Origin of the sequence: Micromonospora sp. NPDC047753 (assembly GCF_040642735.1) — a bacterium.
Taxonomy (GTDB): Bacteria; Actinomycetota; Actinomycetes; order Mycobacteriales; family Micromonosporaceae; genus Micromonospora.
In genome coordinates this window covers 1-6,360 of record NZ_JBEYSL010000397.1, presented here as the reverse complement: position 1 = coordinate 6,360, position 6,360 = coordinate 1, and the positions used below count along the sequence as shown (strand labels likewise).

Annotated in this window: 3 protein-coding genes; all 3 read right to left on the bottom strand. The window is 66.0% G+C overall.

Annotated features, from left to right (window positions below; translation table 11 throughout):
* On the bottom strand, nucleotides 1–1,045 hold a 1,045-nt coding region (locus tag ABZ749_RS26525; protein ID WP_357232578.1), incomplete at its 3' end, for a hypothetical protein.
* Between the two features lie 324 nt (nucleotides 1,046–1,369).
* Nucleotides 1,370–1,789, bottom strand: a complete 420-nt coding sequence (locus ABZ749_RS26520; protein ID WP_357232575.1) for a hypothetical protein — start codon at nucleotides 1,787–1,789, stop codon at nucleotides 1,370–1,372.
* 5 nt (nucleotides 1,790–1,794) lie between these two features.
* Nucleotides 1,795–6,318 carry an RHS repeat-associated core domain-containing protein gene (locus ABZ749_RS26515; protein WP_357232572.1) on the bottom strand — a complete coding sequence of 1,508 codons (4,524 nt, stop codon included), beginning with the start codon at nucleotides 6,316–6,318 and terminating at the stop codon, nucleotides 1,795–1,797.
* Between the last annotated feature and the right edge of the window lie 42 nt (nucleotides 6,319–6,360).

The window sequence follows — 6,360 nt, the reverse complement described above, 5'->3', positions numbered from 1 at the left end:
GGACCTTCCCCTCGGTGCCCAGCTTGGTCACCACGATGCTGGACCGGGCGACGTGCGCGGCGGGGAAGTTCGTCGTCGAGGCAACGTTCAAGGCGCTGCCCAGGGGCGTGACGTTGAAGAACCCGTCAACAGTCGGGGCGACCGCGTGCACATTGAGGACGGCCGCGGCGATGCCACGGGTCGGCAGGCCGTTGGTGCCCGCTACCGCGACATCGACGGTGCCGTAGGCGGGCACCGGCTGGGCGCCACTGGGGAAGCGACTGTCGTACAGGGTGGTCGCCGGAACCGTGCGCAGGCCGGCACCGGTGGTCGGGCTGCCGGTCCAGTAGCCCTGGACGGTGATGGCGACGTGCACGGCCTGCCCGCGATTCTCCAACACCACTGCGCCGCCGGCGCCGGGGTTCAGCTTGACGACCATCCCCATCGAGGTGGCGCCCTTGGCGTAGTCGATGCCCGTCTCCGCAGCCGTGCTCGATCCGACGGTCAACCAACCGTTGCCGGTCGCGCCGATGACCACGACGTCCAACATGACGGCCGTCGCGGAACTGGGCACGAGCCCGCTGCCGGAGATGTTCGCGGTACGCGTTCCACGGGTGGGCATCGCGCCGGCGGTGATTCCCTGTCCGGTCCGGCTGTCGACCACCCGAGTGTGGTTCACCGGCACGAAACCGGAGCCGGTGCTGCCGGTGGCGGTGGTGAAGTAGCCCACCACGTCCACTCTGATGTGGACGTTGCCGCCCGCGTTGCGCACCGCGAGCTTGCCGTTCGTACCGGGCTTGACCACCGCCGAGTTGGTCATGACCTCGCCGATGGAGGCGTTCATGGCCGAAGCCTTCGGGTCCGTCAGGTCCGGGTAGATGGTCAGGAACGTGTTGGCGGTCGGGTAGATGGCCGTCACGTCGACCATCAACGCGCTGACCCCGCTGCTCGGGATACCGGCGATGCCGACGGCGTTGAACGTGGTGACGGACTTGGCGCCCCGAACACCGGTGGTGCCGCCGGTGCCGTCGCGAGTGTCCAGGAGGGGCACGCTGTCGATCGGCACGAAGTCACCACCCCTGCCGGCCGCGTCGGCATGCGCAGGGGCCGGGCTGAGAACAACTGCCATTGTCCAGACAGCCATGGCCACAACGAGGCCGATCGGACCGAACCGCAGTGCCGGTCGTTCACGATATTTGAGAGTTTCCACTCAGACTCCGTCATCTTGTTTACGGAAACCACGCCACAAATTGCCGCAACGACCCGAGAAGGACGCTACCGAAATTTTGCTAATGCGGGGGTAAAGCCAACCCTCACCCCTTCGAGGCAAAGCTGCGGGCGAAGAGCATTTCAAATTTCGTCTAACCGATATCACTTTCGACCCAGCAACCTAAGCTTGATCTTTCGACCACAAATCGAAGATGTACCGGTTAGCTTCTGCGTCGAAAAAGGCGCCGATGTCCCGATCCGGAAGTCCGAACTCAGCTACAGCCCAGCCGACAATCGCTGCCGCCAAGCCCTCTTCCTGGAAATCAGCTTCGTTGTAACTAACCTCTCGGACCACGATCGTTGTAACGCGCCCTGGTGCCGCTGAAGCAATCTCCGCACTAAGTGACCTAAGCCCTCTCGCGAGCATCCGCATTGCAGCACCACCAAGTCGACCGCCCTGCGTGCCGTCAGCGAGGAAAACGTCCTCACCTACGGCAATTACATCGTCAACTTCCACCGCACCAAGAACCGGATCCGCAGTGATCGAAATCCTGATCCCCCAGGACGAACGGATCAATCTGTAGGTGTACGTGCTGCTCAACTCCGTCACCTGAATTTCAGAAAGTCAAACACATTGGATGAGAAGAAGTGCTCGGTACCTCTCGCGGTGCCTCTAGATATATAGTCGAGTCCATGACTGGCGTTGCCACCCCACAGCAAACTGTTATTTTCCATAAAAGCCGTTGCCGCTTCGTCTGACATGTTGTTGAGATGCGCCTGCTTGAATCCAGCTAGGACTTTGTTGTCGACTGCAAACCGCATGATCTGAGCTCCTGGCTTGTTTGCGGCATACGCGATCGCCTCCGCCTCGCTCCCCCAGGAATAAACGCCCGGCCCGAAATGTGCACGTTCGGGCGCCGTCGGGAATGGGTGCCCACCAGCACCAAGACGGGCAGCATCGTCCACACCTTGAACCGTGAAGAAGTCGGTTGTGCAGTTATGGACGAGGACCGGCGTCTTGGCAGCCACCACATAGTACGTGTGCAGCCCGTCCACCGTGAGGTTGTGCACCTGCTGCCAGTCGGTCCACTTTCGAAGGCCCACCACGGAAGCCGGTCGGTGGTCGGCAGTTTGGAAGGTATAGCCCGGCTTGAGATCCTGAGCCTCTAGCCACCGTCCCTGACTAGCGACCCAGAACGGGTGCCCACCCGTAGCGGTCAGCTTCTCCGTTCCATCGCCCTTCTTGCCGTCAGTGTCGACTGTGATCTCGACAAGATCCTTGCTACCGGCGCCGACGATCAGCGCCGTGACCCCGCGTTCCTCGGTGCGGCCAGTCGTCGGATCGGTGGCGAGCACCTTCTCGCCGATCTGCACCTCGTCGATTCGCTTGGAGCTGCCATCCGCCATCAGCACCCGGGTCTCGCCCGTGAAGCTATTGGGACACCGCCCGAGCAATTTGTTGCCGAGGTTCCTTGCCCCGGAACCGATGGCGCGTGCCTCGTTCAGACCGGCGCTCAGGGCTTTGCTGCCGCCCGACCGGAGTCCGCCGCTCAGCCCGCGAATTCCCGCACCCAGCGCCTGTCCGCCGATGGAGCCGAGCGCACCACCGAGGGCACCGGTGAGGCCGCCCATGGCGGTGGCGCCGGCGAGGTCCCAGCCGCGCTTGCCGTCCATGTAACCGGTGACCGCCGAGCCGACCGCTCCGGCGAGCGCCCCGCAGGCCACCGCTCCGACACCGGTCCAGCCGATCGCCGCGCCGCAGCCCAGGCCGACGACGGCCCCGACGGCGAAGCCGGCGATCTCGGCGGCGTGTTCGTCGACGAACTGGGTCGCCTTGTCCCACATCTTCTCGGCGCCCTCGACGAGCGGCGCCAGCTTCTGTGCGGCCTCCAGCCATAGGTTCTGGCTGTACTTCTGTGGGTCCTTAATGGCCATCGTGGTGACGGCGACGACACTCGCCGCCATCTTGAAGCCGGTGGACACCACCTTGCCGAGCGTGATGAGCGGCTTCGTCAGGGCAGGAATCACCGCCAGCTTGGTGAACTTGACAGCTTGTTTGATAGCCGACTTCGCGGCGGCTGTCACCGCGACCTTTGCCTGGTAGATGCGTTGTGCGACCATCTTGGCCTGTTGTCTGGCCCAGTCGGCGCTGCGGGCGACCTGGTTGAGTCCGGACTGGATCTTGCTGCCGACGTACCGGACGGCGTTCATCGTCTTTTCGCCGAGCCACTTCGCGCTGCTGGAGATCACTCGGCCGACCGCTTTGATCCCGGACCAGGCGTAGTGAGCAACGGTGGACACGAAGTTCCTGGCGTAGTTGTACGCCGTGTACGCGCCACTGACGACGTTGGAGACGGTGTTGCTCACGACGCTCGCGGCGCGCTTCATCCAGCGCGGCCAGTGGCCATCCGGGTCGTCGAAGTCCAACGGGGCGCCAGCACCGTAGGTGTAGCGGTTGGCCAGAATCGAGTCGCCGGAGGTGTAGTTGACGCTGTCCCGCGAGGTGAACGTGCCGGTGCCGGGCTGGTACCAGCGAGCACCCATGTCGACCTGCCCGGTGTCCGGGTCGGTCCAGTCCCCCTGGAAGCCCAACCGGCCGGTGCTGCCGGTGCTGGTCACCTTCTTGCCGAACGGGTCGTACGCGGTGGAGTCGTTCAGCGTGGACAGTTGGGTGTCTGCCGGGTTGATGGCCGCCACCACGTCACCGTGGGCGTCGGTCAGCGACAGCCGCTTGTCGGCACCCTGGACGGTGGCGAGCAGCTCGTCGTTCGGGCCGCGGCCGTAGTACTCGTAACCGTCGTGCACCACCTCGTCGCCCAGCCCGGCGTAGACGAAGGAGTTGCCGGTGCGAGACGCGACCCGGTCCAGGCCGTCGTAGGTGTAGGTCTGGCCCTGCGCCGCGGTGAGCCGGTCGAAGGCGTCGAACGAGAACTGTTCGGCCAGGCCCGAGCTGGTGCGGGTCCGCAGGGTGCCCCGCGGGGTGTACGCGTAGGTGTAGTCGCCGTCGGAGAGCAGCCGGTTGCGTTCGTCGAAGGTCGCGGTCTTGGAGCCGGCCCGGACCCGGTTGCCGCTGGCGTCCCAGGCGTACGTGACGGTCCCGGCCGGGCTGGTCCAGGAGATCAGCCGGCCGGCCTTGTCGTAGTCGTAGGTGTTGGTGCCGGCCCCGGCGGTGCCGGTGGTGTTCTTACTGGTGAGGTGGCCGTTGAGGTCGAAGCCGTAGGTGACCGAGGCCACCGTCTGGCCGCCCGCGTTGCGCAGCACGTCGCTGGCGACCCGCCCGTAGTCGTCGTACCCGAAGGTGCGGACGCGGCCGGCACCGTAGTCGACGGTCTTGACGTCACCGGCGGCGTCGTAGCCAAGCTTCTGCTGCTGGCCGGTGATGCTGTCGGTGAGCGTGTCGAGGCGACCCTTGACGTAGCCGAAGCTGGCCGTGCCGGTCAGGTCGGTGCGGCTGGTCACCCGGCCGTCGTCGTTGTAGTCGAAGCTCGCCGTGCCGGACGGGCCGGCGGTGGACAGCAGCCCACCCCTGTCGTTCCAGTTGTACGTGTTGCTGCCGCCGGGGGCGTTGACGCTCTTCAGCCGGCCGTCCTGGTCGTAGTCCAGGGTTCGGGTCGCGGTCGGGGTGTCACCCCCGGAACCGGTCTCCACTGTGAGGCGGCCGGCCGCGTCGTAGGTCCGCATGCGGCTCACCCCACCCGGGGCGCTGAGCCGCACCGCGTTGCCGTCGGCGTCGTACGCGACGGTCCAGGTCCGGTCCGCGGCTGCCGGGTGGCTCGCCGTGGACGGCTCGATCGCCGACTCCGGCAGACCCAACGTGTTGTACGTGTAGATGGTGGAGTTGTTGCGGCCGTCGGTGTAGCGGGTCCGGTTGCCGGCGGCGTCGTACCCGAACGTGGTGGTGATCGGGTCGGCGTCGGTCGGCTCGATCTGCTTGACGAGCTGGTCCGCCGCGTCGTACTCGTAGGTGGTGACGGTGTTGTAGGGGTCCTTCGACGAGGTCATGTTGCCGGCCACGTCGTAGCCGTAGCTCTGGGTGCGCAGGACCGTGCCGTCGGCCTTGAGATTCAAGGTGCTCGTCCGGTTGCCGAACTGGTCGTAGCCGACCCGGGTGGTGCGACCGAGGCCGTCGGAGACCCGGACCTGGCGGCCGGCGAAGTCGTACCCGAAGATCATGGCCTCGCCGGTCGGCGCGGTGCTGCGGGTGATGTCGCCGGCCCCGTTGAAGGTGTTGACAGTGGTCGCCCCGGTCGGGGAAATCGACGAGGTCAGGTTGCCCGCGTCGTCGTAGACGAGCTTGCTGACCAGGTTGCGGGTGGTCGGCCGACGCTCGACGACGGTCTGGGTGACCTGCCGGTCGAGGTCGTCGTAGGTCGACTCGACCCGGGCACCGGTCGGGCCGGTGACCGACAGGACCTCGCCCGTGCGGGTGTAGGTGTAGCGGGTGAGTGCGCGGTCGTCATTGGTCTTCGACGGTTCGTCCCGGATGGTCAACCGGTTGAGCTGGTCGTACGTGTAGTTGGTGATGCCGGCCGGGTCGGTCTCCTCCAGCACGTTGCCCAGGGCGTCGTAGCGGCGCTTGTGCTCCGGGGTGACCGGCTGGGTCACACCGGGCGCGAGGTACATCGGCGCGAGGCTGCGCACCACCCGGCCGAGCTTGTCGTACTCCGAGGTGGAGACCCGCCCGAGCGGGTCCTTGACGGCGACCTGCTCGCCAAAGGTGTTGTAGCCGACCGAACTGGTCGGGTTGGTGGAGACGGCGGCGTTGCCGTCGCTCTCGGCCAGGACGGTCGGGCCGCTCTGCCCGACCTGGCGGCCCAGCTCGTCGTAGCGGAAGGTGCTGGTGAACTTCGCCTTGTCGGCGCCGCTCACATTTCCACGCGGGTCGGTGACCGAGGTGCGCAGGCCGCGCCTGTCGTACGTGTAGCTGGTCACCCGGGTGTTGCTGCCGGCGGTGACCTTCTCGGTGAGGACGTTGCCGGCGTCGTCGTAGGTGTAGTCGACGACCTCGGAGGTAGCCAGTACCTCCCAGTTCAGATTCGACGGGTTCCCGGTCCGGACCGTCTGCTTGACGTTGCCGTTGTAGTCGTAGGTGAAGGTGTTGGTCCGACGCACCCCCGTCGGATCCAGCACGGTGCTCTTCACCTTGCCGGCCTCGTCCGGCGTATGGTCGGT